Source organism: Bacillus sp. FJAT-50079 (genome assembly GCF_018343515.1).
Classification (GTDB): Bacteria; Bacillota; Bacilli; order Bacillales; family Bacillaceae_C; genus Lederbergia.
Genome location: NZ_JAGYPD010000002.1, coordinates 297,820 through 322,456, shown reverse-complemented (window position 1 = coordinate 322,456; position 24,637 = coordinate 297,820). Strand labels below are relative to the sequence as shown.

Annotated in this window: 31 protein-coding genes and 2 pseudogenes; 24 read left to right on the top strand and 9 right to left on the bottom strand. The window is 37.0% G+C overall.

Annotated features, from left to right (window positions below):
- Positions 1-4 precede the first annotated feature (4 nt).
- Complete coding sequence (mutL, locus tag KHA95_RS05550) at positions 5-1,870, top strand: DNA mismatch repair endonuclease MutL (RefSeq protein ID WP_213136491.1); 1,866 nt, start codon at positions 5-7, stop codon at positions 1,868-1,870.
- 101 nt (positions 1,871-1,971) lie between these two features.
- On the opposite strand, the gene KHA95_RS05545 is transcribed toward mutL, so the two are convergent.
- On the bottom strand, positions 1,972-2,406 hold the full coding sequence (locus KHA95_RS05545; RefSeq protein ID WP_213136490.1) for a DUF2383 domain-containing protein: 435 nt from the start codon (positions 2,404-2,406) through the stop codon (positions 1,972-1,974).
- 229 nt (positions 2,407-2,635) lie between these two features.
- Here KHA95_RS05545 and KHA95_RS05540 point away from each other — a divergent pair, with 229 nt between their 5' ends.
- Positions 2,636-2,905, top strand: a complete 270-nt coding sequence (locus KHA95_RS05540; protein ID WP_213136489.1) for a CotD family spore coat protein — start codon at positions 2,636-2,638, stop codon at positions 2,903-2,905.
- Positions 2,906-3,680: 775 nt separating this feature from the next.
- On the opposite strand, the gene KHA95_RS23340 is transcribed toward KHA95_RS05540, so the two are convergent.
- Positions 3,681-3,764: a putative holin-like toxin gene (locus KHA95_RS23340; RefSeq protein ID WP_481748420.1), complete on the bottom strand. Its 84-nt coding sequence runs from the start codon at positions 3,762-3,764 to the stop codon at positions 3,681-3,683.
- Between the two features lie 225 nt (positions 3,765-3,989).
- On the opposite strand from KHA95_RS23340, the gene KHA95_RS05535 reads away from it, so the two are divergent.
- The 8 genes from KHA95_RS05535 (at position 3,990) to glnA (ending at position 12,103) form a co-directional block, all read left to right on the top strand.
- Positions 3,990-4,244, top strand: a complete 255-nt coding sequence (locus KHA95_RS05535; RefSeq protein ID WP_213136488.1) for a hypothetical protein — start codon at positions 3,990-3,992, stop codon at positions 4,242-4,244.
- 202 nt (positions 4,245-4,446) lie between these two features.
- The gene (locus KHA95_RS05530) at positions 4,447-5,364 is read left to right on the top strand and encodes a VOC family protein (RefSeq protein ID WP_213136487.1); all 918 of its coding nucleotides are present in this window, start codon (positions 4,447-4,449) and stop codon (positions 5,362-5,364) included.
- A gap of 97 nt (positions 5,365-5,461) precedes the next feature.
- Positions 5,462-6,409, top strand: a complete 948-nt coding sequence (gene miaA, locus KHA95_RS05525; RefSeq protein ID WP_213136486.1) for a tRNA (adenosine(37)-N6)-dimethylallyltransferase MiaA — start codon at positions 5,462-5,464, stop codon at positions 6,407-6,409.
- Between the two features lie 28 nt (positions 6,410-6,437).
- Entirely contained in the window at positions 6,438-6,665 is a 228-nt protein-coding gene (gene hfq / locus KHA95_RS05520) for an RNA chaperone Hfq (protein WP_213136485.1), read from the top strand.
- A gap of 408 nt (positions 6,666-7,073) precedes the next feature.
- Positions 7,074-8,018 carry a stage V sporulation protein K gene (gene spoVK / locus KHA95_RS05515; protein ID WP_213136484.1) on the top strand — a complete coding sequence of 315 codons (945 nt, stop codon included), beginning with the start codon at positions 7,074-7,076 and terminating at the stop codon, positions 8,016-8,018.
- Between the two features lie 110 nt (positions 8,019-8,128).
- Positions 8,129-9,379, top strand: a complete 1,251-nt coding sequence (gene hflX / locus KHA95_RS05510) for a GTPase HflX (protein ID WP_249316605.1) — start codon at positions 8,129-8,131, stop codon at positions 9,377-9,379.
- A gap of 13 nt (positions 9,380-9,392) precedes the next feature.
- Entirely contained in the window at positions 9,393-10,667 is a 1,275-nt protein-coding gene (locus KHA95_RS05505) for a methionine gamma-lyase family protein (RefSeq protein ID WP_213136482.1), read from the top strand.
- Between the two features lie 101 nt (positions 10,668-10,768).
- Entirely contained in the window at positions 10,769-12,103 is a 1,335-nt protein-coding gene (glnA, locus tag KHA95_RS05500) for a type I glutamate--ammonia ligase (RefSeq protein ID WP_213136481.1), read from the top strand.
- A gap of 106 nt (positions 12,104-12,209) precedes the next feature.
- On the opposite strand, the gene KHA95_RS22880 is transcribed toward glnA, so the two are convergent.
- Both KHA95_RS22880 and KHA95_RS05490 read right to left on the bottom strand, forming a co-directional pair.
- Positions 12,210-12,431, bottom strand: a complete 222-nt coding sequence (locus KHA95_RS22880; protein ID WP_283248122.1) for a tyrosine-type recombinase/integrase — start codon at positions 12,429-12,431, stop codon at positions 12,210-12,212.
- A gap of 352 nt (positions 12,432-12,783) precedes the next feature.
- The gene (locus tag KHA95_RS05490; RefSeq protein WP_213136480.1) at positions 12,784-13,092 is read right to left on the bottom strand and encodes a tyrosine-type recombinase/integrase; all 309 of its coding nucleotides are present in this window, start codon (positions 13,090-13,092) and stop codon (positions 12,784-12,786) included.
- A gap of 407 nt (positions 13,093-13,499) precedes the next feature.
- On the opposite strand from KHA95_RS05490, the gene KHA95_RS05485 reads away from it, so the two are divergent.
- From KHA95_RS05485 to KHA95_RS05430, 12 genes and pseudogenes are all read left to right on the top strand, one after another.
- Entirely contained in the window at positions 13,500-13,709 is a 210-nt protein-coding gene (locus tag KHA95_RS05485; RefSeq protein ID WP_213136479.1) for a hypothetical protein, read from the top strand.
- Positions 13,710-13,800: 91 nt separating this feature from the next.
- On the top strand, positions 13,801-14,010 hold the full coding sequence (locus KHA95_RS05480) for a hypothetical protein (RefSeq protein ID WP_213136478.1): 210 nt from the start codon (positions 13,801-13,803) through the stop codon (positions 14,008-14,010).
- Positions 14,011-14,441: 431 nt separating this feature from the next.
- A complete protein-coding gene (locus KHA95_RS05475) occupies positions 14,442-15,299 on the top strand; it encodes a hypothetical protein (protein ID WP_213136477.1) in 858 nt (285 codons plus the stop codon).
- 532 nt (positions 15,300-15,831) lie between these two features.
- On the top strand, positions 15,832-16,185 hold the full coding sequence (locus KHA95_RS05470) for a hypothetical protein (RefSeq protein ID WP_213136476.1): 354 nt from the start codon (positions 15,832-15,834) through the stop codon (positions 16,183-16,185).
- A gap of 27 nt (positions 16,186-16,212) precedes the next feature.
- Positions 16,213-16,380 (top strand): hypothetical protein, encoded by a 168-nt coding sequence (locus tag KHA95_RS05465; RefSeq protein ID WP_213136475.1) that lies wholly within the window; start codon positions 16,213-16,215, stop codon positions 16,378-16,380.
- 225 nt (positions 16,381-16,605) lie between these two features.
- Positions 16,606-17,202 (top strand): hypothetical protein, encoded by a 597-nt coding sequence (locus KHA95_RS05460; RefSeq protein WP_213136474.1) that lies wholly within the window; start codon positions 16,606-16,608, stop codon positions 17,200-17,202.
- Between the two features lie 280 nt (positions 17,203-17,482).
- Positions 17,483-17,734 carry a hypothetical protein gene (locus KHA95_RS05455; protein WP_213136473.1) on the top strand — a complete coding sequence of 84 codons (252 nt, stop codon included), beginning with the start codon at positions 17,483-17,485 and terminating at the stop codon, positions 17,732-17,734.
- A 131-nt stretch (positions 17,735-17,865) separates the two neighbouring features.
- Entirely contained in the window at positions 17,866-18,636 is a 771-nt protein-coding gene (locus KHA95_RS05450) for a hypothetical protein (protein ID WP_213136472.1), read from the top strand.
- Between the two features lie 102 nt (positions 18,637-18,738).
- Complete coding sequence (locus KHA95_RS05445; RefSeq protein WP_213136471.1) at positions 18,739-18,918, top strand: hypothetical protein; 180 nt, start codon at positions 18,739-18,741, stop codon at positions 18,916-18,918.
- Positions 18,919-19,037: 119 nt separating this feature from the next.
- A pseudogene (locus KHA95_RS23245) lies at positions 19,038-19,324 on the top strand (phage holin).
- A 125-nt stretch (positions 19,325-19,449) separates the two neighbouring features.
- Positions 19,450-20,172, top strand: a complete 723-nt coding sequence (locus KHA95_RS05435) for a peptidoglycan recognition protein family protein (protein ID WP_213136470.1) — start codon at positions 19,450-19,452, stop codon at positions 20,170-20,172.
- Positions 20,173-20,385: 213 nt separating this feature from the next.
- Positions 20,386-21,078 carry a hypothetical protein gene (locus KHA95_RS05430; RefSeq protein WP_213136469.1) on the top strand — a complete coding sequence of 231 codons (693 nt, stop codon included), beginning with the start codon at positions 20,386-20,388 and terminating at the stop codon, positions 21,076-21,078.
- 44 nt (positions 21,079-21,122) lie between these two features.
- Here KHA95_RS05430 and KHA95_RS23240 read toward each other — a convergent pair whose 3' ends face one another.
- Entirely contained in the window at positions 21,123-21,458 is a 336-nt protein-coding gene (locus tag KHA95_RS23240; protein ID WP_349305446.1) for a hypothetical protein, read from the bottom strand.
- 9 nt (positions 21,459-21,467) lie between these two features.
- Positions 21,468-21,806: pseudogene (locus KHA95_RS23235) on the bottom strand (M23 family metallopeptidase); the annotation flags it as partial.
- Positions 21,807-21,871: 65 nt separating this feature from the next.
- Here KHA95_RS23235 and KHA95_RS05420 point away from each other — a divergent pair.
- Positions 21,872-22,012 carry a hypothetical protein gene (locus KHA95_RS05420; protein ID WP_213136468.1) on the top strand — a complete coding sequence of 47 codons (141 nt, stop codon included), beginning with the start codon at positions 21,872-21,874 and terminating at the stop codon, positions 22,010-22,012.
- 303 nt (positions 22,013-22,315) lie between these two features.
- Here KHA95_RS05420 and KHA95_RS23335 read toward each other — a convergent pair whose 3' ends face one another.
- Entirely contained in the window at positions 22,316-22,390 is a 75-nt protein-coding gene (locus KHA95_RS23335) for a YjcZ family sporulation protein (RefSeq protein ID WP_481748419.1), read from the bottom strand.
- Positions 22,391-22,567: 177 nt separating this feature from the next.
- Between KHA95_RS23335 and KHA95_RS05410 the strand changes: the two genes are divergently transcribed.
- Entirely contained in the window at positions 22,568-22,783 is a 216-nt protein-coding gene (locus tag KHA95_RS05410) for a hypothetical protein (protein ID WP_213136466.1), read from the top strand.
- 607 nt (positions 22,784-23,390) lie between these two features.
- Here KHA95_RS05410 and KHA95_RS05405 read toward each other — a convergent pair.
- Both KHA95_RS05405 and KHA95_RS05400 read right to left on the bottom strand, forming a co-directional pair.
- Complete coding sequence (locus tag KHA95_RS05405; RefSeq protein ID WP_213136465.1) at positions 23,391-23,903, bottom strand: DinB family protein; 513 nt, start codon at positions 23,901-23,903, stop codon at positions 23,391-23,393.
- A gap of 213 nt (positions 23,904-24,116) precedes the next feature.
- Positions 24,117-24,473, bottom strand: coding sequence for a response regulator (locus KHA95_RS05400; RefSeq protein WP_213136464.1), 357 nt, complete (start codon positions 24,471-24,473; stop codon positions 24,117-24,119).
- Positions 24,474-24,637 lie beyond the last annotated feature (164 nt).

Genomic DNA, 24,637 nt, shown 5'->3' with positions numbered 1-24,637 from the left:
AACGATGCACGAAATTATTGAATTAGATGATTCTCTATCAAATAAAATAGCCGCAGGAGAAGTAGTAGAACGTCCTGCCTCTGTCGTCAAAGAGTTAGTTGAAAATGCCATCGATGCGAATAGTACGATCATTGAAATTGACGTGGAGGAATCGGGACTTAATAAAATTCGCGTCATTGATAATGGCAAAGGAATTCGAGAGGAAGACGTCCTTTCTGCATTCAAGCGGCATGCGACGAGTAAAATAAAAAACGAGCATGATTTATTCCGAATTCGAACATTAGGGTTTCGAGGCGAAGCGCTTCCGAGTATCGCCTCCGTCTCGAAGCTCGAACTCATTTCTGCTCGTTCAGGTGAAAACGGGACCAGATTAGTGCTAGAAGGCGGAAAAGTCGCCGTCCACGAAAAGGCAGCTGGGAGAACAGGGACAGATATTACGATAACGAATTTATTTTTTAATACACCAGCACGGCTAAAATATATGAAATCATTAAATACGGAAATCGGCCATATATCCGATATGATCAACCGATTGGCACTTTCACACCCGACGATTTCCTTTCGCCTTCGTCATAATCAACGTCTCCTGCTGCAGACAACGGGAAATGGAAATATTCAACAAGTACTTGCTGCTATTTATGGGGTGAACATTGCAAAAAAGATGATTCCAGTTGAAGCACAGTCGCTTGATTTCCATTTAAGCGGTTATATTGCCTTGCCAGAAGTGACACGAGCATCGAGAAATTACGTGTCAACGATGCTCAATGGCCGCTTTGTAAAAAACTACTCGCTAATCAAAGCGATTACGGATGGCTATCATACATTGTTGCCGATCGGGCGCTTTCCAATTGCTCTTATTTCCATTCAAATGGATCCATTGCTCGTCGATGTCAATGTTCATCCAGCAAAACTAGAAGTAAGATTAAGTAAGGAAAAAGAAGTGCAAGAATTGATCACATCAGAAATCCAAGCGGCATTTAAGAAGCAAGTATTAATTCCTGAAGGGACCGCACCTAAGAAAAAAACAGTTGCATCTTCAGAGCAAACAAGTTTGCAGCTTGAAAACAATGCTGAGAAACAGAAAAACCGAATTGAGTATACACCAACATTCAAAAGAGAAACACTTCTGCCAGTAGAGAAAATGAGAACATTGTATGAGCCGGATCCTGAACCGGAGGAACCTGTAACTTTCATTACGAAAGAACCGGAGCTTGCTCCACCAATGCCACAAATCGAAACGCTAGAGGAAGAAGACAATCAACCTCAAGAATTTGTGAAGCCAGAGCCGCGAATTCCGCAAATGTATCCGATCGGCCAAATGCATGGAACGTATATTTTTGCACAAAATGAAAATGGGCTTTATATGATTGATCAACACGCAGCACAAGAACGAATTAACTATGAATTTTACAAGGAAAAAGTCGGAAAAGTAGAAAACGAACTGCAAGAGCTGCTCGTTCCACTTACATTACAATTCTCTCATGATGAATGTATGAAAATAGAAGAATATAAGGCGGAACTTGAACGAGTAGGCGTCTTTTTAGAGGAATTTGGCATGAACAGCTATGTTGTTCGTTCGCACCCACAATGGCTACCAGCGGGACAAGAGCAAGAAATCATTGAAAGTATGATCGAACAATTAATTGATATGAATAAAGTTGATATTAAAAAACTACGAGAAGAAGCGGCGATCATGATGAGCTGCAAAGCCGCAATTAAAGCGAACCACCATTTGCGAAACGACGAAATCCAAGCATTACTGGATGAGCTGCGTCATACGAATGATCCATTTACATGCCCACATGGACGTCCAATCATCATCCATTATTCGGTAAGTGAAATGGAGAAAATGTTTAAACGAATCATGTGAAAAACAACAACGTGAAAACCTTGAATATAGATTTTCACGTTGTTGTTTTTTTATAATGATTTGATGGGTAACTTGTTAAGAATTAATACTATAAGGTAATCTTATCTTTTTTGTGCGATTAATTCGTCTAGTAACTTAATATGCTTTTGATCGTATGTCAAAACTTTTTGGACAAGTGCTAAGCTTTCAGGATCTAAGTCGCCATCAACAAGCTTTTTAGAAATTTCGATACCTTTATTTTCTCCTTCTAGTGCATCTCTTAAAATAAAAGTAGGGTCGTTGGAAGAACCTTTGAGTTTATTAACAAGTACAGCCATTGTTCCTTTGATTCCAACGCCATCAACTGGTATTCCGTTAAGATTTTGTATTCGTTCGGCAATCATTGCCGCATGCCGCTTGTGGTTCTGCTGAATATTTTGGAGTGTTTGTTTTATATCAGAATCGTTGACTTGGTGAATGTATTTTTCATATGCATGTATAGCCATATAGTTTCCTTCTAGAAAGGTATTAAGTTCTTTGATGATGTCGCTCTTCATAAGTAGTAGGCTCCTTCATTATTTTAATAATATACTTCACCTATTTTGGAAAAATATTCGATTCAACCAACTAATTAGAAAATGTTTAGATTATGACTAGCAATCATATATATGTTGAAAATCACTAGTTTAATGTCCGTTTGTAATTATATTTGGTATATAAATTAATCGATATACGTAAGACTTGTCCTACATTTCAGCATAAAAGGTAGGACAAGAGGTGAAAAATATGTTCTTTAACGAGAATGTGGCTGGTTTATGGAGCCGTGGATGCAATGGAAATAGTGACAATGTAATCGTGCATCCTACTGAAAGAGTTGTAAATACTAGAACGAACAAAACTATCGTAAGAAACATTTATCCAACTGAAGTAATTAATGTGAAAAGAACGATCGTTCGTAATGAACATTTTTATCCAGTAAATGAAAGAGAAGTCAATGATACGATTGTAATAATCGATGTAGAAGAAATCGCTCACTTCGTTGGTAGTCAAGAATAGGAGATTGGCAGCACACATCATTGTTTAATTTTTTTTGTTAGCAAATCATTGCAGTGGTTACAATTTTCATGGATAGAGACTGGTGAAATTGAATATGTATATAAAGTAGTTTTTAAGTAATCCATTCATGAATAGTGTCTTAAAACAATAGCCTCAAGATCAAATTCACACAAAATTGCTGAAAAAGAAGTTTACAAATGCATTATTTTGATTATTAATGAGTGTTAAATATTTAAGGGTTTTATTTACTTTGTAAGTATGCTATAATAATTAAACGCTTATCGAATGAACTTGAAATATCAAAGATGAAATAAATTTTTTGGCGTTCTTGATTAAAATAATTAAGAACTAATCACACTGGATCGACTAAGGAGTCGTAAGGATGTATGAGAGGTAGGGCATACGTCGTTTAGGTATTTAATGAGGAATACTACCGCGGCAATTTGTCTTAAGATATATAGGAACAACAAGTTTTTTAATAAATTCGTAAAGTATGTTAAAAGTCACCGTTGATATGGTGGCTTTTTGTGTAGAGAGGATAAGCCTTTCGCTTAATAAAAGCTTTTTAAAATCGAAAAAGATACAATAATAAAATAAATGTATAATCATCGTTTATTTCAATCTAAACGTGTTATAGTATAATTACATAATAAAGCATAGAATGAAGAAGAGACCGTCGGTGCGTCAACACCAACGGTCAAGTACAATTGCTGGCTCGCTCGATTAGTAAATTGAAATGGACCATCCCTAAAGGTGTTCAGGACTCAAGGGAGGTCTATTTCTTTTTGTGGAATGACAACAGGACAACGATCAGAAGACTGAATTGAAGCATCAACGTGATTGCTTGAAATGTTGTCATACTTCTCACCCCCCCTTTCTTGGGGGAGTGAGCCAGACCACCCTTGAGGAGCCGATTCAATTGTACAAGGAATAGTGTACCATAGCGTTCTCTTTTGATGGAGAGTAATCATGTATAAATGTCATCAATCTGTCTTATTCACGACTATTCCTTTTGCTAAAATGTTGTACGATATAGATAGAATAATAGCTTCGTTTGACAGTTTTAGGAGTGTGAATAATAAGAATGACTACTTATATGATTGTTGCTGCGATCATTACAGGGATTGCGGCTCTTGTCGGAACATTGCTCGTTGGTAAAGATGTAAGCTCGAAAATGAAACAATATGAGGCGGAAGGCGATACGTTTGAAAACGAATTAGCAAGGTCCCATGCTTATGAAAAAAATTCGTTGAAGACGAATATCAAGTCTTTAACTTGGATTTATATCGTTCTTGGGTTAGTTGTGTTCATCGTTTGTCTAGGAATCTTTTTTTATTAAGCACCTACATATATAGGTGCTTTTTTAATTTATATACAATAATATTATTATGTAAACTAAATGTTATTTTGATCAATGACATAAACATGATATGATCGAAATAATAAAAGGGGTTCGTGTGAAAAGTTATGAGCATTCTTATAGACGAATAGGCAGAATTTAATTGTATTCGGAAATGTTGAGTGAAAGGATGGGGTTAACAATGATAAAAATAAATGAAAACATCATTCCGCATTTATGGTATGACAAGTTAGCGAATGAAGCTGCGGCGTTTTATACTTCTATTTTCCCAGACTCAAGAATTACAAATGTAACAACACTTCACGACACACCATCAGGCGATGCGGATTTAGTTTCTTTTGAATTGTGGGGACAAAAGTTCATGGCGATCAACGGAGGCCCGTTTTTCACATTCAATCCAACGATGTCTTTTTTCGTAAATTTTGACCCATCACGAGAAAATAACGCGCTCGAAAAATTAAATACGGTTTGGAACAAATTATCCGAGGGCGGCACAGTGTTAATGCCACTTGATATATATCCGTTCAGCGAGAAGTATGGCTGGATTCAAGATAAGTATGGATTATCGTGGCAGTTAATCCTTACCAATCCAAATGGCGAAGAGCGGCCTGCGATCATTCCCTCACTACTGTTTGTTGGTGAACAATACGGAAAAGCAGAAGAGGCGCTTCAATTTTATGTATCTATATTTAAAAACGCAAAGCAAGGTCATATTGCCCGCTACCCTCAAGGCATGGAACCTAATAAAGAAGGAACGATTATGTTTTCTGATTTCATGATTGAGAATCAGTGGTTTGTTGCAATGGATAGTGCCGAAGACCATACATTCAGTTTTAATGAAGCAGTCTCATTCATGGTATATTGCGATACAGAGGAAGAGTTAGATGACTATTGGGAGAAGCTATCTGCGGTGCCTGAAGCTGAGCAATGTGGCTGGCTAAAAGATAAATATGGAGTGTCCTGGCAAATTGTGCCGAGAGGAATGGACGAGATGATGAGAAATGGCACACCGGAACAATTTGAACGTGTAAATCAAGCAGTGCTTAAAATGAAAAAACTCAATCTTGCAGTATTGCAGAAAGCATATAATGGGCAATGATTGGTTAGTTGTAAGCATCGGGTCAAAAATATATAGTAAATAATAAGGAAACAACTCCGATAACCTTAAAAAAATAGTTTGGAAAGCAGTGAAACAAATGAAAGAAAAGGTGATTGTAATCGTCGGTCCGACGGCGGTCGGGAAAACCAAATTGAGCATTGATGCGGCGAAGGCGTTTGACGGGGAAATTATAAGCGGCGATTCGATGCAAATTTATAAAGGGATGGATATTGGAACGGCGAAAATCAAAAAAAGTGAGATGGAAGGAATTCCACATCATCTGATTGACATTAAGGAGCCCGAGGAAGCTTTTTCCGTTGCCGAGTTCCAATCCCTTGTCCGCAAAAAAATAACAGAAATACATGGGCGAGGGAAAATGCCAATCATCGTTGGCGGGACAGGCCTCTATATTCAAGCAGTGTTGTATGATTATCAATTTACTGATAGTGAAGGAGATCTGGAATATAGAGGCAAGCTGGAAGCGCAAGTTGAAAAGGGGAATGGAGACCAATTATATGAACAACTAAAAGCGATTGATCCCGATAGTGCAGCGAAAATTCATCCGAATAATTATCGCAGAGTGATTCGGGCATTGGAGGTGTACCATTCAACAGGAAAAACGATGAGTGATGCGCAAGTCCATCAAACTTCTGAAATGTTGTATGATGCAGCGATCATCGCTTTAACGATGGAAAGAGAAATCTTATATGATCGGATTAACAAACGAGTAGACATCATGCTTGACGAAGGGCTTCTACAAGAAGTCAAACGTTTATACGATGCGGGGATCAAAAACGTCCAATCTGTTCAAGCGATTGGATATAAAGAGCTATATGCGTATTTGGACGGTGAGATCACGTTTGATGAGGCGATTGAGCTATTAAAAAAGAATTCCCGAAATTATGCGAAGCGCCAGCTCACATGGTTTAGAAATAAAATATCTGCTTCATGGTTTGATATGACCAAAGAAAGGGAACAATTGATAAACATAGCGGAAATAATTGATTTTATTGCAGGAAAGCTGCAAATTAAGTCGAATACATAAGTATAGAGATTATAGAGGAGGACATAAAATGAAACAGCCGATTAATATTCAAGATCAATTCCTAAACCAACTTCGCAAAGAAGGCGTTTCTGTCACGGTATTTTTGCTAAACGGGTTTCAGCTGCGAGGTCAAGTAAAAGGATTCGATAATTTTACCGTTTTGTTTGAGTCTGAAGGGAAGCAGCAGCTCGTTTATAAGCATGCCATATCTACTTTCTCACCTCAAAAAAACGTTCAAATTAATTATGAAGAATAACGATAAGAAAATGAAGGCGCGCATACACTCGATATGCGCGCTTTTTGCTGATCAGAAATAAAAAAAGTATACTAAATCCTTAAAATCATTATTATTAAAGCATGCTATTTCTGTCTAGCTCCAGCTGTCCAGCGTTTACTCTTCTAATTGTGGTAAGTCAATATCGGCTTTCTTTTCGTGCTCACTGTGTTCCTTTATCTCGACGAGTAGGGGTCATCGCCACGTCCTGTGGCCAGTTGCCGTAGCAACACCCTTGATGCGCGGTTTGTAAGTCGCTAAATGGGCGCTTGCGCTTTTCTTATCGCTCGGCATGACAGGTTGTACGTCTGAATATAATGAGTTGATACACACATTGGAACCATTTTACGAATCTGGGCGTATACTGTTTTCGAATGTGAGGTGATGGGGATGGATGAATCAATCCGCATGAAAAACAATGGACAGATAAGCATTATGATGAATGTAAACAAACGGGAAAAAACAAAACGGAACGCACCGAAAAAAATATCATCGAATTCATTATCACATGAACATGCGATTTTACATGAAATTGAAGCGGAAATGAATGAACTCGTTGGCATGAGCGAAATAAAAAACATGATGAAAGAAGTATACGCTTGGATTTATATAAATCATAAAAGAAATGCAGCTGGGCTCAAGCCTGGAAAACAAGTGCTCCATATGATGTTCAAAGGCAACCCCGGAACAGGTAAAACAACAGTCGCCCGTCTGATTGGTAAGCTATTCCAAAAGATGGATGTCCTCCCGAAAGGTCATTTAATTGAAGCAGAAAGGGCAGATCTTGTTGGGGAATATATTGGTCATACCGCTCAAAAGACACGAGATTTGATAAAAAAGGCATCTGGTGGGATTTTATTTGTTGATGAAGCCTATTCCCTTGGTCGCGGTGGAGAAAAAGATTTTGGTAAAGAAGCGATCGATACGCTTGTCAAACATATGGAGGATAAACAAAACGAGTTTATTCTTATTCTTGCTGGGTATTCAAAAGAAATGGATCATTTTTTAAAATTAAACCCTGGTCTCCATTCGCGTTTTCCACTCGTTTTCAATTTTCCGGATTATACTGTAAATGAATTAATGGAAATTGGTAATAGAATGCTTCTCGATAAAGAATATACGCTAAGCCAGGAGGCAAAAGCAAAATTAAAAGACCATCTTTTATATGCGAAAGCGATCAATCCAACCGGTTTTGCGAATGGACGATATATTCGCAACGTGATTGAAAAGGCGATCCGTGCCCAGTCCATGCGATTGCTCCATGAACCTCTTCTCGATCGCCAAATGTTATCGTCCCTTCAAAGCGACGATTTTCAATTTCAAGAAACCGAATAATGCAGATAAAACGGCAGTCCTTCAAGGGTTGCCGTCAACACATCAAGCTCGTCATCACTCATGCTTTCTGCTATGATGTGAGTGGGATTAACGGAAAGAAGGGGATGTATTTGCCGATATCACAAAAAGAAACAGCAATTTTAGTTGGCAGTCAAACGGATGAAACCGATCGCCATTTCCAATATTCAATGGAGGAATTAGCTTCATTGACAGCGACGGCGCAAGGTGAAGTTGTAACGAGGCTCACCCAAAAACAAGTTAAGCATCATCCGGCTACATACATTGGAAAAGGAAAGCTAGAAGAACTACAAGCACTTGAAGAAGAACTAGAATCGGATTTAATCATTTTTAATGATGAATTATCACCAAGTCAATTACGTAATCTTCAAGAACAGCTAAAGGGACGAGTGATCGATCGGACACAACTTATCCTCGATATTTTTGCCCAACGTGCAAAGTCTAAGGAAGGACAGCTGCAAGTAGAACTCGCCCAGCTCCAATATTTACTGCCGAGGCTTGCTGGTCAAGGAATAGCTCTGTCGCGATTAGGCGGTGGAATCGGAACGAGAGGTCCTGGTGAAACGAAGCTTGAATCAGATCGAAGACATATTCGTAGAAGAATTGATGAAATTAAAAAGCAATTGAATATTATTGTTGAACATCGTGAACGTTATCGTGAAAGAAGAAAACGAAATCGAGCGTTTCAAATTGCGATTGTTGGTTATACGAATGCAGGAAAATCAACATTATTTAATCGCATATCGACAGCAGATTCGTATGAAGAAGACAAGCTCTTTGCGACATTGGACCCGATGACAAGAAAATTAGTTTTACCAAGCGGATATTCAGCAATCATCACCGATACGGTTGGATTTATTCAAGAATTACCAACAGCCCTCATTGCAGCATTTCGTTCGACGCTTGAAGAAGCGAGAGAAGCCGATCTATTGCTACATGTTGTCGATAGCTCAAACCCGGATTATGAAAATCATGAGCAGACGGTCCAACAATTATTAAAGGAGCTTGAGATTGACCACGTTCCGCAATTAACGGTGTATAATAAAGCGGACCAAATTCATCATGAGTTCGTTCCGAGCGCGGGCGATGTTTTTATTATGAGCGCTTTTAAAGAAGAAGATCGTCAGCAATTAAAGAAAAAAATTGAGGCACAAGCCGTTGCATCAATGGAATTTTATCATATGCTCGTCCCCTCAACAGAAGGAAGATTATTGTCCGTTTTGAAAACGGAGACGATTATGCGAGAGCTCGTTTTTTTAGAGGAGAAAGACGCGTATATGTGTAAGGGATACGTGTTAAAAGACCATCCCGTTTTAGGGGCGGTAAAATTATATGGAATTTGAAGGAGTTAGCAACATGAGTCTTTTTTTACAAACAAATGAGCGCATCAGTGAACTAGTGGAAGGAATTGAACAGCAAATTTCTCAAGTTCACCACGCAATTGATCGAATGATTGAAGTCAATCAGTATCGAGTATTAAAGTCATTTCAAAAACATCGGGTAAGCGATACACATTTCACGCCTTCAACGGGCTACGGCTATGATGATATCGGCAGAGATACATTGGAGAACATTTATGCCGATGTTTTCGGGGCGGAAGCGGGTTTGGTTCGTCCGCAAATTGTCTCAGGAACACATGCAATATCGATCGCATTATTCGGTGTACTTCGGCCTGGTGATGAGCTTTTATACATTACAGGGAAGCCATATGATACATTGGAGGAAGTTGTTGGCTTACGAGGGGAAGAAAATAATGGATCGCTTAAGGAATTCGGCATTGATTATGCTTGTATTGATTTAACAAAGTCAGGTGAAGTCGACTTTGAAGCTGTCCAACAAGCAATGAAACCAAATACGAAAATGATTGGGATCCAAAGATCGAAGGGGTATGCGGATCGTCCATCGTTTACAATTGTACAAATTAAAGAAATGATTGATTTCGTAAAAGAGATTAATCCTAAGGTCGTTGTTTTTGTTGATAATTGTTACGGAGAATTCGTGGAGGAGCTTGAGCCTTGCCACGTCGGTGCCGATTTAATGGCTGGATCGCTAATTAAAAATCCAGGTGGTGGTATCGTCAAATCGGGAGGATATATTGTTGGAAAGCAGAAGTGGGTCAATGCGGCATCCTATCGAATGACATCACCAGGACTTGGTGCAGAATCAGGTGCATCATTATATAGCTTGCTCGAAATGTATCAAGGTTTTTTCCTTGCTCCACATATTACTGGTCAAGCGTTAAAAGGGGCGGTATTCACTGCGGCATTATTAGAGCAAATTGGCATGAACACAACGCCAAGCTGGGATGCCAAACGAACCGATTTAATTCAATCCGTCCAGTTTCCGAATGCACAAATCATGATCGAATTTTGCCAGGCGATTCAATCTGCCGCACCAGTTGACTCGTATGTCACGCCGTATCCGAGCGCAATGCCTGGTTATGAGGATGAAGTCATTATGGCCGCAGGTGCGTTCATTCAAGGTTCAAGTATCGAATTATCAGCTGACGGACCGATTCGTCCGCCATACACGGCTTACGTCCAAGGTGGATTAACATACGCCCATGTAAAAATTGCCATCGTCATCGCTATTGAAAGATTGGTAGAAAAAGGTTTAATCACATTTAATTGAAAAAAATTTGCAGACAGCTAAAAAAAAGCTGTCTTTTTTTAAAAAAGTTTTGTAAAATTTGTATTATGTTTTTTTTCAACTTAGGAGGCAATGACAGGGCGATGGGAATGTTTACGAAAGAAAGTATCATACAACTTGCTGAAGAACAAAATGTGAAGTTTGTCAGATTGCAATTTACGGATATTTTGGGTACGGTAAAAAATGTGGAAATACCGATCAGCCAATTAGGAAAAGCGCTTGATAACAAAATGATGTTTGATGGTTCATCCATCAACGGATTTGTTCGCATCGAGGAATCGGATATGTATTTGTATCCAGATTTAGATACATGGGTCATTTTTCCATGGACAGCGAAGAAAGGCAAAGTCGCTCGCTTAATTTGTGATGTGTATAACTCTGATTTAAAGCCTTTTGCAGGAGACCCACGCAGCAATTTAAAGCGAGTGTTAAAAGAAATGGAAGGGTTTGGATTCACTCAATTCAATCTTGGACCAGAGCCTGAGTTTTTCTTATTTAAGTTAGATGACAATGGAAAACCAACACTGGAATTAAACGATAACGGCGGTTATTTTGACCTTGCTCCAACGGATCTTGGTGAAAACTGCCGCCGTGACATTGTACTAGAACTTGAGGAAATGGGCTTTGAAATTGAGGCTTCGCATCATGAAGAAGCACCAGGGCAGCATGAGATTGATTTTAAATATGCAGATGCAATTGCAGCATGTGACCAAATTCAAACATTTAAGCTTGTCGTTAAAACAATTGCCCGCAATCATGGGCTGCATGCAACCTTTATGCCTAAACCATTATTCGGTGTTGCTGGATCAGGGATGCATTTCAATATGTCCTTGTTCAAAAATGGGCAAAATGCCTTTTTCGAAGAAAGTGGAAAGCTACATTTGAGTGAAACTGCATATCAATTTATGGCAGGCGTTCTTGAGCATGCCCCTGGCTTTACCGCCATTACAAATCCGACCGTCAATTCGTATAAACGGCTCGTACCAGGCTATGAAGCTCCATGCTACATCGCTTGGTCTGCTCAAAACAGAAGCCCGTTAGTAAGAATTCCATCTTCACGTGGATTAAGCACACGGCTCGAGGTGAGAAGCGTCGATCCGACTGCCAACCCTTATTTATCGATGGCTGTTTTATTAAAAGCAGGATTAAGCGGAATCGAACAAGGACTTACACCGCCACCTTCCGTAGATAAAAACATCTATAATATGAACAAACGGGAAAGACGTGAAGAAGGGGTCTTCGATTTACCGGCAAACCTCTACGAGGCGTTAGAACAATTAAAACAAGATGAAATCATTAAAGCGGCGCTTGGCAACCATATTTTTGACAATTTCATCGAAACAAAAGAAGTCGAATGGGAACGATTTAGAACACAAGTACACCCTTGGGAAAGGGAGCAATATATGACGTTGTATTAAAAAGGAGAACCGTTGGAGCTGTAAGGCTCTGGCGGTTTTTGTATATTACAAACGGATAGTATTTTGGTCAAATATTTCAACTTGACCATATATTGACCAATAAATTTCATTCTATTTCCCTCATATCGGTCTCGAACTTTTCGATTGACCTTGTCTCAATTCGTTTTGACACGTGAGAATATATATCTGATGTAATTTGCATACTTCCGTGACCAAACCTTTCTTGAAGTATTTTCATGTCAGCGCCAGCCTCTAACATCATAACAGCGTGTGTATGGCGTGTAGAGTGAATCGGAAGCTTTGGACCATCTATTTTTAAACTAAACAAGATTTAAAAGCGTTATAAAAGGAATATTTGGCAAAGGGGTACCATCATCCCTACAAAGAACTAAATTTAGGTTGTGGTGATCAACGTCCTCTAAATACAATTTACGTTGATTCTGATATTTGAGATGTGCTTGTAAATCCGACATCACTGATTGCCGCATCGTATGACACGTTTCGAATGATATGTCTTAGTATCTCCAAATAATTCTTCATCCTCGTCTGGTTGAAAATCGAGAGTATGCTTAATAGTTATCGTATTTTCTTTCCAGTTAATATCAGACCACTGAAGAGCGGCGGCTTCGCCTTTTCTCAGTCCGCTTTCAAACAAAACCTTAAAGAATAAACCATAGATGTTAAGCGTGTTTTAAGAAGGGGGCAACGAATTCAGGCTCTAGATATTTTAACTGTTTTACTTCTCTTCGCTTGATTTGTACACCTGCACATGGATTCTTTTCTAAATATCCATTTAACACAGCTCGCTTATAAGCTTGATTCATTAAATTGTGTATTCGCCTTGCTGTTTCGGTCGATAATCCAGATTCAATTTTATCGTTAATGAATTTTTGATAGATCATTGGTTTCAAATCTTTAATATCTATATTTCCAAAGTAGGGGTTAACATGGCTATCAATTACAAAATCATCCTCCTTTAAACTAGACAAGACAGGGGTTTACGCATCGGATATGGGGGGAGATTCGACGCTAAGTGAATTTGCTATAAAAAATACACTTGCTGGGGTCTTAAGCTGTTAAACCCTTCATATTCGGAGACGTACGAAATTTGCTAACGGTGAGATTGATGTGCGGCGGCGACATGCGCCTTAAGCGTGACGATGAAAACTACCATCGTATAGGAGATAACAATCACCAGTGGCATCGCAGCGGCAAGCTCGGGTCCCCTTCGATGTCACTGGTAGGCGAGACGTTAAATATCGCGAGGATAGCGCAAAATTCATACACTTCACCCTCGTTTATGAACTTCTGGGTCAATCGTGGATCAGGGTATGCCCCAGCAGGCTTTGTTAAAGATCGTCAAGGTTGGGTTCACCTAAAGGGGAGTGTCCGTCCGATGTTTAGGCTATCGAGTGGGCATATTCCACCCGATGCTCGCGTGTTTCCAGTTCCAACTAATACGGGCTTCGGTAAGATTTTTATTGCTAATAATGGTGACATATCATTATTTGAAGGATCTAATGGCTGGGTGAGCCTTGATGGAGTTTATTTCTATGTGGTGATAACTTGCAGTATTTCAGAATTGATGGAAGCGGAAAAGTCGTAGAAGCATTAAGCGAGTGGGAAGACGATGAGCTTGTCGTCAGAGGATGGACGGGCTCTTTATGTGATCCTGTCTATGATTTTACGTTTAGAAAATGGGTAACGAGGAATTAGAAACGCGAAGAAATGAAAGTCCACAGCCAAGTGAATTTGATAGATTAAGAGAAGAAACTGAAATGACAGCCATGGCATTTATGGAATTGGTAGAGGAAAACGAAAAATTACTTAAAGAAGATTTGAATAACGAAGAAGCGATTGCTGATATTTATATGATGTTAATAGGAGGGGGGGATTGTTTGAAATAAAGCCGATACATCGTATATTTGCGAGTTTGATATATAATTAACGTAGGACAATAGATGGTGCTCCAGAACAAGATCGAACAGATATTCAAATTGTTTTAGATACAGAATATGGTAAATAGCATTTTCATCAGATTGATAGGAAGTTTAATTCAAATGAAAATGGCAGATAAGATAAAATTGCATGTCGAGTCAGAGGGATACAAATTATTAACCAGTGAATACGTTAATCAAATGCAATATTTTGAATTAGTCTGCCCTTCAGGACACCTACTCCAAAAGAGATGGAAGATGATTAAAAGGGATGGTCTCTTTTGTTCCAAGTGTGATAATAAATGGACTACCGATAAAATTCGAGACTATCTAAATAACACTTATAACGGATTTGGAATATTGTCTGAATATCGAATGAATATTTCTATGATTGACATGCGATGTCCAAATGGTCATGTTTTTTGAAAAATGAAAGCAAGTGTCGGATGTGCAGAAGAGAAGATAGAATTAATAGATTTAAAAAAGAGGTTAAAAAAGAAAATTATAAATTTGTTGACTTCGTAACGGAAGAAAGAGCTGTTCTGCAATGCGAAAAATTTCACGATAAGTATGAAGTTGATATGAGTAAGTTTTTTGACGGGGGGAGATGTCCGCAGTGTGCAATCCAAAAGAGGGCCGATAACAAACGGCATACTATCGATTTTATCAAAAACCACATAGAATTTGAGAGTGGAACAGGCTACAAATTATTGAATAGCGATTACCAAAGTAATCTATCAAAGCTTAAGATCGAATGCGACAAGGGTCATATCTACACAACAAATTTTATTAATTTTTATAACAATAAAAGCAGGTGCCCTTATTGTGCAGGGGTCGTTAAATATACCTACGAATATGTTAAGTGGTATATAGAATCATTTGGGCACGAACTTATATCAAAGAAATATGAAAATAATAGATCAGGAATAATGGTGAGATGCGAACGAGGTCATGAATCGGAAACAACGTTCGGAAGTTTCTTAAAGGGCCATAGATGTCGGCTTTGTAGTTACGAAGACGTACGAGGAGAATACCACCATAACTGGAAAGGAGGAGTAACAACTTTAAATAAATTCTTAAGGGAACTGCTACATGACTGGAAGGAAGATTCCCTCAAAGCAACGAATTACACTTGTGATATTACTGGAAAAAATGGATATTTAGAAGTTCATCATAAGTATCCATTTCATAGTATGGTCTCCGAGGTTTTAATCGATCTTAACATAACGAATAAAGAAAGCGTAGGAGATTATTCATAAGGTGAATTAGATAATATACTTTCTGAGTTTATGAATCGTCATAAAGACAATTTAGGCGCACCGCTTAAACCGGAAGTTCTTCTTTTTATCATAAACTGTTTCGATTTAACAATAACGAAGAGCAATACAGATTTTTCAAAGAAAATTATAAGAAACTGAGGGAAGAACAAACGTTGATCGACATGGGGCACCTAGCTGAGTAGGTGTTTTTATTTCGACTTGCATCATATGTCATTCCTTATAAAGAATGATGTATTCTTGTTTGAACAATTATTGATGTAAAATCCAGGTAAGGATGTAATGCTTGGTGGGAAGATCATGGAGAAAACAGAAAAGGAAAGTAAATTTTTAAAAGGTCTTTTGTGGGGACTATGGACTATGTATGTCTGTGCCTATTTTGATTTTAATCGTGTATTTGATTTATAAATTATTTTAAGTCCTCCTTTGAGGTTTTTTTATTTTGCCTTGAAAGGGTAAATAAACGAATATGAAATCTCGCAACACATATACTAGATAAAAGGAGGGCAAAGCGATGAAAGTAAAAATACTAATCTCAACAGTTGTATTATTTCTTGTTGGTGCCGGAGTAGGAGCTGCACTAGCCTATCACATCGAGGATGCAGCAGCGGCGTTGAAAGGAACTTATCAATCAGAAATCGAAGCCTACCAATCGGGGAAAAGTGAAAAGATAAAGAATGATGTATCGGATTTAACCCAAGGGGAAATTGAAAGGTTGGAGTTAGAGACAAGGGAGTATTTACAGCAACAGCTTAACAGTGATTATCAAGATTCACTTAATGAAAAATCGGCTGAAATCCAACGGGTGACGGACGAAAAAATTCAAGAGATCAAAAATTATATTGATGGACTGTTAAGCGCGAAATAGGCGCTTTTTTTATTAGGAGGATTCACGATGCCGGGATATATAGAAGGTTTTAACGATGGGTATAAAAAAGCGTTAGAATTAATCGGGAAGCCACAGCTAAATGTAACAATGGATGGAAAGGAAATAGCGAAGGTGGTATATAAAGATGTCGAAGAGTTAAACGAACAGGATAGAGCGAGAAACGGAAAATTCTAGGGGCTGATAGTCAGTTGGTTATTATATTGTTTTGAAGGGGGGGGGGGAGGATATCGGTGGATAAAAATAGTAAAGGTGAATCATTGCTCTTAGGAAAAATAGAGCAAATTATTAAAAGAAATCCATAAATTATAACTAAAAAAATAAATGAAAGTAGGTGCAACTTGTTTCATTTCCAATAACATGTTAAATTTTCTGTTAATATGTTAATTGGAGATGGGCTAAATGGAAAGGGATCAAGAATTAATTTATATTGCCAAAAATACAGAAAGTTATCTTCATGTAAAAAGCAAAAGCTTAGACCAAAGATTGCAACAAACCGAATTATCACAGCAAGAATTAGATGAGATAAAAAGAGAGAAAGGCTTGAAAACTCTAAGAAATAAGGGATTATCTCTATTTGGTAATATCGGCGAAGCAATATCAACTATCATAAATTGGAATGAGGAAGTTAATCAAGAAATAAATGAAGCAAAAAAAGCGCATCTTATTGAGCAATATTTAAATAAAATTGATGATCAGGATCAAGCCATATTAATGTTGAAAGAATTTATAACAAATCCGCAGGGAAATACTCTTTTTAATAAAATTATTAGGATAATTGAAGATTTCCCACCTGATGAAGAGCTAATGGTGCATTTGTCGTCGGTGCTGAAGTTTGTAATAATTAATAGCGATTTTGAAGAATTGTTCGATCAGCATAAATATGCTTTAGCCCAAATTGAGAGATTGACTCCGCAATCTTTATCGATTATTGCAGACTATGAAAAATGGCCACCGATAACACTCCAATCTGTAACTTCGATTGGAGCTAAGATCTAAGATAACATCGGATTGGCATCATGAATTTACAAGTGCATATTGTCAAGTCAAAGGAATGACTAATCAACAAAGTTACAAAAGAGTCATGCATTCCGTGATTGAATTACAAAGACAAGGTTTCATAGAAGCCTTCAATGGTGAAAAAAACTTGACATACTGTAATTTAACTCAAATTGGAACAGATATAGTTCAATATCTTAGGTAAAACATCATTGCTTTTTTATGAAAGAAGGGTTACTTCTCCTTTTGTCGAATGTGGTAGACGAGAGGAGGGGGTAATGTGAAAAAATTTGCTAAAGTTGTTATCGATAATCAAGAAATTATCGGAGATGGATTTTATATTTTAGATGAAAATAATGTCTTTGTAAAAACAGAAGAAGATGAAATAATAGTATTTCTTAGAAAAGCCTTAAGGGAAAAAAGAAAAATATCATTAATAGAATTCAGCGATGGTAGTGTTATCTCAGGACCACTTATCATTAATCGTATAGATTTTGGGTCTGAAATTACAAAAATTTATTTAAGAAGATAGAGCATCTGTTATGTGGGGCTTTTTAATTAAATAAGACGACTTGCAGATGAAATAGGTAAAATGAACTGTTCTAAGACTGTAATTTAGGTATAATGTTCTATACATTACTTTTATTACGGAGATGAAGATTATTGTTCGATTTATTAGTAAGTAAAAATTTTAGTTTTAACTTCTTGGGCATAGTGCCGATTATTGTTGGCGTATTTAGAATGTTTGTTGATCATATTAATATTCGACCAGTCGAAAAAATATTAACATCAAACGTAAAAAAATTTTATATCGAAGCTTCCAATATTTTATTTATTACCTTAGTATATTCACTAATTATCGCTGCAGTAATGTTTTTTCAAGGTATTCAAATAAAAGATATACAACAACTGTTTTATTATTTTTTTTATTGTTATGCTCTTACCTTTGTTTTTGTTTTCCCATTATATTTGATTATTATGTTTATTGTTGAGTTTGTTAGCTTTAAGGTTAGATATTATATTTATTTAGATAATATTAGGGATAAAATGTGGTTTATTTCTAGAAGGATTAATAGAAAAACCATTTTAATTTGTGATGAATACAATAACTGTAAATTTTTGGAAGTAAATAATAGTTATAACAATTTAACATTTTACAGTATTATTCAAGAAAAAAAACCAAAATTATTAAAGCTATATATATCAATTGCAAACAAAAAGAAAATTTTGATGAGGATTATTGGGCCAGTCTATGTGATTATTCTGCTGTTGGCTAACTATTGCAAAGGTAACATAAAATTACAGTTATTATTTTATTTTACTTTAGTGATGTTAATTATAATTACATTTTTAATCTATGTAATCAATAAAAATATAACTAGCTTAAAAGGAAGATCGAGTAGTTTAAATATGAGGAGAAGACTGGAAAATTAAAGTTAATTAATCTTCAGAATCTAGTTTGCTATATGAATAGTGTAGTGATTAATTATCTCTGGTTTTTGTGTAAATAGATTAGATAAAGGAAGGGGGTAACCAATGACCAAGGAGTTGGACAACATGCCCATTTGGCAAAATCACGAACAACGAATAACGACGCTTGAAGTTACGATGTCAGGACTTACAAATAAAATGGACAGTGTTGAACGTACGATCAAAGAAGGGAACAGTGAACAAAAAGGAAATGCTTACCACTATAAACAATCGCATGGTAGATGAATTCTTTGCAAAGAAAAATTTTAACTTATCAAACTGGTGGAAGTTACTTTTTACCCTATTGGGTGGAGGTAGCTTCTTTTATTTATTGATAGAAAAATTCATTTTAGGAGGTAATTGATATGAAAATAAACTGGAAAGTAAGGGCTAAAAACCCTGTATTTATTGCACAAATCATATTAGCTACATTGACACCAATCCTGCTTATGTAGGACTGTCATTTGCTGATGTGACTACATGGCGCACGTTGTGGGATTTAATCGCACAAGCGTATAGCAATCCATATTTACTGGCTTTGGTCGTTATCAGTGTATTTAATACTGTTACGGATCCGACTGTCAAAGGGATCGGCGACAGTAGACAAGCCTTACGTTACGACAGACCACGGGATGATAGCAAATTTACTTGAGAGTAACGATAAATTCGTTGCTCTTTTTATTTACATTAAGGAGAGGATAAATCATGGCAATTAAGGATCTGCCAAAATATTAAGATATTCGGAGTACAATTCGCAGAAACGGTCGCTATCCACTTGTGGGAACTGGTGTAAAAGATACAATCGTCATTCACCACTCGATGACCGCCATGCAACTTAGAGGCTCTACACCTCAAGGGTTTGCAAATACGCATATTGATACAAATTGTTGGCCGGGAATTGCTTACCCGTTTGTAATTATGCCTGATGGTACTATATACCAGTGTGACGATCTTGATCGACGCACCTATCATGCAGGTGATACAAACACACGATCAATCGGTATTTGTGTAGTTGGTGATTTTCGAAAAGAGGGTGCAAAGGAAGTTCCGACGACTGAGCAGATGCAGTCGGTTTATTTACTCGTAAAAGAACTGCAAAACACTTTGCCGAAATTAACACGTATTCTTGGACATCAAGAATGTCCTGATTACTCTTGGAAAAATTGTCCGGGTGATACTTGGAACTTTAAAGATGTAATTGCAGGTAAATATTTTAATATCAAAAAAGATGAAAGGATGATTAATTTGCCAATCAAAAAAGGCAATACATACGATTCAGTAAAATTAATTAATGGATTTTTAGCTGCACTTGGCCATATTTCACGTGAGGATTTTGAGAGGGAGCATTTCGACCATTGGAGGGAAAAAGGTGTTCAGCGTTTCCAACAAGCACAAAAAATAAAAAATCCAAAGCCTGGTGAGGTCGATTACGAAACGTTTATTGCGTTTGCTAAAGTGTTGACGGTTTATCATGATCATTGGATAGCTAGTAAAAAGTGATAAATAACAAAGGGCCCGGCGATGACCGGGCATATTTCTTATAATTAACCTCTTATCCTTCATTTTAAAACCTCATTTACAACTTACCAAATACATTTGTAGAAATATAAAAGAAACATTTGTAATACAAATGAAATAATTTTGGTAAAAAATGAAACCTTTTCCATTCATCCCCCGTCTAATAGGTATAAGATAAAAAGGGGAGATGTAATAATGAAAAAGAAATGGTCTTTTATTATTTTTATGGCAGTTTTCTTATTAGCGGTCGGAGCATTTCACTATGACGGAACCCAAAGTAAAAAAACAGCAACGCAAGAGCAAGAAGATGAATTAATTGAAATTAACGATGATGCTATTAGTGAAAGTACTGAAGTTGAACAAGCAGAAGGGGACGGTCTTGAAAACCCTGTTGATGTAATTAAGGATGATGAAATTCAGCCAGTTACTTCAAAAGAGGGAACCACGGAACCAATAAAAGGAGTTGATAAAGAATCGAAGCAGGAGACGGTAACAGCAGAAAAAAATACATCAAAAGAAGAAGAGATAATAATTGATGGTACCTTATATACACTTACCATGGATGAAGAAAAGTATTCAAACCTTCTTCGGTTAATAATTCCTGCAAAAAATCATGGTGCCAAACTGTACGCGGCTTATAGAGAGGACTTTGTTATTGTAAAAGATGGTAAACCTCTTGCATATATTTTCTTGGGTGAAATCCGCGCTTCAGTCCAACACGTTGGCTTATTAAAAGATCTTCTTACAGATGAAGGATATAACTTAGGTATTAAGGATAATATTGATTTTGTGGTAAAAACAGGTGCAACTGTTAGTGTAAAATGGGATGATCATTCTGGTTACGAAATAAGAATAAAAGATGATTGGCTAACTGTATTTTACATGTAATGAAATGATAAATAACAAAAGGCCCGGTTTGCGCCGGGCTTTGGTTAAATTGAATTTATTGTACTAACGTTATTAAGCCAACCAGTATGCATGTCTCCGCCAGTATTTAGATAATACCATGAACCAGCATCTTGTATCCATCCAGTTTGCATTGCTCCTTCCGGATATTTATCTGTTTTTACCGTAGTCAAATAATACCATTTACCCCCATATTGAATCCAACCTTTTTTCATCGCTCCATTTGAAGGATCGAGATAATACCAATGTCCTCCGTTCTGAAGCCATCCAGTAGCCATAGCCCCTTGCGGTGTACCATCAGTTTGCTTCTGTGGATGGAGATAATACCATACACCGGCAACTTGTACCCATCCAGTATCCATTAATCCTGTTGAAGGATTAAGATAATACCAATTATTTCCGTTATTCAGCCAACCAGTATGTATATGGCCGTTTGAAGTATTAGTGTAAATCCAACTAGATGTAGTTTCAACCCATCCAGAATAGTTGTTTGTTTGGACGTAATTCAAAGGGTTTTGATGAACACCATTGATCATTACTTCAAAATGTAAGTGTATTCCAGTTGGACCAGATACGTCCCCGGTATTTCCCATCTTCCCAATTATTTGCCCTTGTTCTACTTTTTGATTTACATTCATATATACAGATTCTAAATGCGCATAACGAGTCGTAAAGCTAGTGCCGTCATGCCTAATTAAAACATAGTTCCCATATCCACCACCACATGTGGTTTGCCCTGTTGCACAGTTCTTGACGACATAAGGGGGGGAGAAAAATGAATGACATTGATTTTAATGAAAAAGGAGAAATACTGGTAACTTTTAAGGCGGGAGAAGAAAATTATGTAATGTCTTTGCCAAAATGGGTTTTAAAAAGAATGCTGTGGTCTCAGAGCAAGAAAGTCTATGCGTTTTAGAAACGAGGAAAGGAATCCCAGATGAGATGTTTGTGGCACTTACAATCACGAACGAATTTGGGGAGACCATAAAATCGTAGTTCGAACATTATGCAACTATAAGGGATTACATTAAGAGTAATCAAAACGCAATACACCGGGATACAACTAGACTTGCCTAGAGTGACAACGTTAAACGATTTAAGTGTAACAGTGAATAGTAAAGAAGAGTGCCCGGCGTAAGCGCTCTTCTCGAGGAGAAACGTATTAGCTTTGAATGTGGCCTAGTTATGCTCTAGATCTGGCATGGAGGCTAAATATTATCTAACAAATAAATGCTGAAGCGACAATAATTAGTAGAATAAAGAGGACAACAATTAAAGCAAAACCACTGCCTATACCACCGACTCCACAGCCACCGTCGAATCCACCACCATAGCCACCATATCCACAGCCACCACCGTAGAATCCCATAAACTTCACCGCCTTTCGATTGTTAATTCAGCTTATGCTCGTTATGGGTAATTGAGCTAGGTCAAGGGAAAAATGGGTGTATTAACTAGAAAAAAGTAAAGGGTGAATTCAAATCCATCCACCAAAAATGGATCGTTAATAGAAAAATTGAAGTTAAATAATAGAGCTGGTTATGAAGAATCAGCGCCACTTGCTATATCTAGCCAATTACGAGCAAAAGCCCTTAAAGAATTAGAGCGAATCCACTTGAAAAAGAAAATTTCGATTCCAGCAGAAAAAAGACGAGACTTTGCAAGAATTGCTGGTCATTGGAATTAGCTGTCAATGAATTTGTAAGAATAAAGGATTTACTGAATTCATATTCCATTACACTCGGGTCGAAAATCAGAAGTCATGATTTAAGATATACCAAAAGACAAAATAACGTTAATGAAATATACAGCATCGTCACAAAATGTAGAGAAAATCAATATCATTACTGAAAATGATATTGATCATGCTAGAAACTACAAAAAAAATTACTTTATCGGAACAATTACTTATTACCTTGGGGATATTGATACTATTAAGAAATTAGATGATTTATTGGATGAAATAAGAATCGTATGCCTGTATTCTTCAAGAATTATGTATCACAAATTAGCTCTGACGATTTAATCGGATATGATATCGTCTATGCATATATGTTTTATGTGATTATTTATAGTGATTATTCTGTTGAGCGGTTGATCAATCTCTTATGAAGCCGGGAATAAGGAGAGGAAGGATTTGAAATATAATTAAAGATCCTGCCAGCCATCTAGAGGACGACAACGATTGCTTACAATAACCGCGTCCAATTTTTAGGGATCACTTCAAATGTGGACGGGTCGTTTTTTTTATTTTTATAGAGGCCCGGCGCTAACCGGGCTTTACTATGCAAAATTTAGGGGGTTGCCTCTAAAAGTAATTTTAACTCTTTTATTTGTTCTGTATGTCGCTGTTCATGCACATATATTTGTTCAATCCATTGATCGAGAGATAATTCACCCAAAGCCGGATGCTTCACTGATTTTTTCTCCAATATGGATTTATCTTTTATAGTACTAAGAAAAGCAATTAATTTTTTTCTGGAATCGTTTAACAAATCAATTATTTCTTGAACTTCAAATGGTTTTACATCTGGTTCAACGATTTTTGGAGCTTTCATTTTTTTCGTTCTATCCAATAATATTGCGGGAACATTTTTACGTTCGCATTGATTACTATTAGTCTCTTTTAACCCCCATGCAATAGCCTTTATAGATGCTTCTTCTACTAAAACTAAATGATGGCAAACTTGTGCTATGCTCCACTTATTCATATCAGGCTTACTATTTAATTGAGTATCGCTTAATAAAGCAATCTCCTTTACTAGGTTATTTCTCGTATCATAAAGATTATTTACTAATTTATACATGCGAATTCCCCCTTAGGCAGAATGAATACTTTTCCTAATCTGTATATATTCTCTACGATAAAAGTATTTTCCTTTATTACGAGTCTATTATTACTACTTCTATATTATAACGGCATTCTTGAGCAATGATATGGCACTTATTCATAACATGGGGAGGATTGCTAGATGAGGAAGCCGGGTCGGATTTGCCCGGCAAAGATTAGATGAAATCGTTTATTTAATTTTATTTAAGATGGGAATCAGGTTCTCAAAGAATGGCTTGACGATAAAATCAATAGCGCCATTTCTTAAAGCTTCAATGATCAAATCTTGATAACCGAGAGAGGAGCACATAATAACATTGGCGGTGGGGTTGAATTTCTTAATCTCTTTTAGGGTTGTAATGCCATTTATACCCGGTAATGTAATATCTGATAATACAATGGATGGGAAGTGGGCTTTATAAAGCTTAATCGCTTCTTCTCCACTTTCTGCTTCAGCAATGACTTTGAAGCCATTTCTTACAAGTTTTCTTTTTAAGAAGTTTCTCATAAATTTTGAATCGTCTATAATCAGTACAGTTTTATTCAATTTTTCACCCCTCTCTTATTAACGAGCAATGAAGTGAGGAACATTCGGTAACTAGTATGAAACTAGGATCGTTTTAAACTCATGGCGTTGCCCATTAAGATATTAGCATACTTCACACTTAATAGGAATTAAGATGCGGGTTTAATTACCTATTATCATTTGCT

What these genes read in the sequence shown, in the direction of transcription:
- mutL (WP_213136491.1), top strand. Translation starts at nt 5, where the DNA reads ATGCACGAAATTATTGAATTAGATGATTCTCTATCAAATAAAATAGCC.
- KHA95_RS05545 (WP_213136490.1), bottom strand. Translation starts at nt 2,406, where the DNA reads ATGAAGAGCGACATCATCAAAGAACTTAATACCTTTCTAGAAGGAAAC.
- KHA95_RS05540 (WP_213136489.1), top strand. Translation starts at nt 2,636, where the DNA reads ATGTTCTTTAACGAGAATGTGGCTGGTTTATGGAGCCGTGGATGCAAT.
- KHA95_RS23340 (WP_481748420.1), bottom strand. Translation starts at nt 3,764, where the DNA reads ATGACAACATTTCAAGCAATCACGTTGATGCTTCAATTCAGTCTTCTG.
- KHA95_RS05535 (WP_213136488.1), top strand. Translation starts at nt 3,990, where the DNA reads ATGACTACTTATATGATTGTTGCTGCGATCATTACAGGGATTGCGGCT.
- KHA95_RS05530 (WP_213136487.1), top strand. Translation starts at nt 4,447, where the DNA reads ATGATAAAAATAAATGAAAACATCATTCCGCATTTATGGTATGACAAG.
- miaA (WP_213136486.1), top strand. Translation starts at nt 5,462, where the DNA reads ATGAAAGAAAAGGTGATTGTAATCGTCGGTCCGACGGCGGTCGGGAAA.
- hfq (WP_213136485.1), top strand. Translation starts at nt 6,438, where the DNA reads ATGAAACAGCCGATTAATATTCAAGATCAATTCCTAAACCAACTTCGC.
- spoVK (WP_213136484.1), top strand. Translation starts at nt 7,074, where the DNA reads ATGGATGAATCAATCCGCATGAAAAACAATGGACAGATAAGCATTATG.
- KHA95_RS05505 (WP_213136482.1), top strand. Translation starts at nt 9,393, where the DNA reads ATGAGTCTTTTTTTACAAACAAATGAGCGCATCAGTGAACTAGTGGAA.
- glnA (WP_213136481.1), top strand. Translation starts at nt 10,769, where the DNA reads ATGGGAATGTTTACGAAAGAAAGTATCATACAACTTGCTGAAGAACAA.
- KHA95_RS05485 (WP_213136479.1), top strand. Translation starts at nt 13,500, where the DNA reads ATGTTTAGGCTATCGAGTGGGCATATTCCACCCGATGCTCGCGTGTTT.
- KHA95_RS05480 (WP_213136478.1), top strand. Translation starts at nt 13,801, where the DNA reads ATGGGTAACGAGGAATTAGAAACGCGAAGAAATGAAAGTCCACAGCCA.
- KHA95_RS05475 (WP_213136477.1), top strand. Translation starts at nt 14,442, where the DNA reads ATGTCCAAATGGTCATGTTTTTTGAAAAATGAAAGCAAGTGTCGGATG.
- KHA95_RS05470 (WP_213136476.1), top strand. Translation starts at nt 15,832, where the DNA reads ATGAAAGTAAAAATACTAATCTCAACAGTTGTATTATTTCTTGTTGGT.
- KHA95_RS05465 (WP_213136475.1), top strand. Translation starts at nt 16,213, where the DNA reads ATGCCGGGATATATAGAAGGTTTTAACGATGGGTATAAAAAAGCGTTA.
- KHA95_RS05460 (WP_213136474.1), top strand. Translation starts at nt 16,606, where the DNA reads ATGGAAAGGGATCAAGAATTAATTTATATTGCCAAAAATACAGAAAGT.
- KHA95_RS05445 (WP_213136471.1), top strand. Translation starts at nt 18,739, where the DNA reads ATGACCAAGGAGTTGGACAACATGCCCATTTGGCAAAATCACGAACAA.
- KHA95_RS05430 (WP_213136469.1), top strand. Translation starts at nt 20,386, where the DNA reads ATGAAAAAGAAATGGTCTTTTATTATTTTTATGGCAGTTTTCTTATTA.
- KHA95_RS23240 (WP_349305446.1), bottom strand. Translation starts at nt 21,458, where the DNA reads ATGGATACTGGATGGGTACAAGTTGCCGGTGTATGGTATTATCTCCAT.
- KHA95_RS05420 (WP_213136468.1), top strand. Translation starts at nt 21,872, where the DNA reads ATGAATGACATTGATTTTAATGAAAAAGGAGAAATACTGGTAACTTTT.
- KHA95_RS05405 (WP_213136465.1), bottom strand. Translation starts at nt 23,903, where the DNA reads ATGTATAAATTAGTAAATAATCTTTATGATACGAGAAATAACCTAGTA.